Genomic DNA, 751 nt, shown 5'->3' with positions numbered 1-751 from the left:
AGCACCGTAGATATGCCCAACCCCAAAAACACCAAAAAAACAAAATCCAACATTGCCACCTCTGCACAAATCAATCAGAACCACAGGCCTCTCGGCCAAATGCGCCACCAGGGAGAACCCACTTCTGCCCCTCCGGCACAAAAATCGGGAGCGTGTAATCTTCTCTGGATACCTGCTCCAATGCCTCAACATCACTAATCTGTATCGGCGCAACAGCAGAACCTAAATCTATTACGTCGATTTTTTTTCTTGATACCGTCACACCAAAGGTTTGTTCATACTGAGCAATTTTCCCAGCTCGTTCAGGCCAGTAGTGACGGATCGTGGACCAGATACGCTGTGAGTTGTAGATGCAGGTCATACACGACGACCGGCTCCAGCCAAGGCGATAAGGGACTGGGGCCAGGATGCGGTGACGCTCGATTACTTCCCATACCTCCTCCTCAGTCCAATGAAGAACGGGCCTCCAGGCATCAACTAACCGTGCAGTCTTCCCATATCTTCTGTCACAGGCATGAGCCTCAAGCTGGTTGTACTTGGATCTGTTTGCACTTTCCTCCCGGCGCTCACCAGTGATGAAAAGGATCTTCTTCCCCTTGAAGCGCTCCTGGTTATTAAGAGCTCTGCGGCCAACATCGATCTTCAAGGCTGATGAGCACCACCTTGTTTGGAGTGATGGCGATTGCTGAGGGAAACGAAGGCGCGTACCAGGCTTAGAGCGCTTATGGTCTCTAGGCAGCACCAGAAGCCC

At 51.5% G+C, this 751-nt stretch carries 1 protein-coding gene and 1 pseudogene; both read right to left on the bottom strand.

The window, feature by feature from the left end; all coding sequences use genetic code 11:
• Positions 1–70 precede the first annotated feature (70 nt).
• Positions 71–361, bottom strand: coding sequence for a hypothetical protein (locus R7044_RS25155; protein ID WP_071055091.1), 291 nt, complete (start codon positions 359–361; stop codon positions 71–73).
• A 3-nt stretch (positions 362–364) separates the two neighbouring features.
• Positions 365–742, bottom strand: a pseudogene (locus R7044_RS25150) (phosphoadenosine phosphosulfate reductase family protein); the annotation flags it as partial.
• Positions 743–751: the final 9 nt, after the last annotated feature.

Source organism: Vibrio sp. 1402, from assembly GCF_033340275.1.
This window is presented reverse-complemented; position numbering and strand designations above follow the sequence as displayed.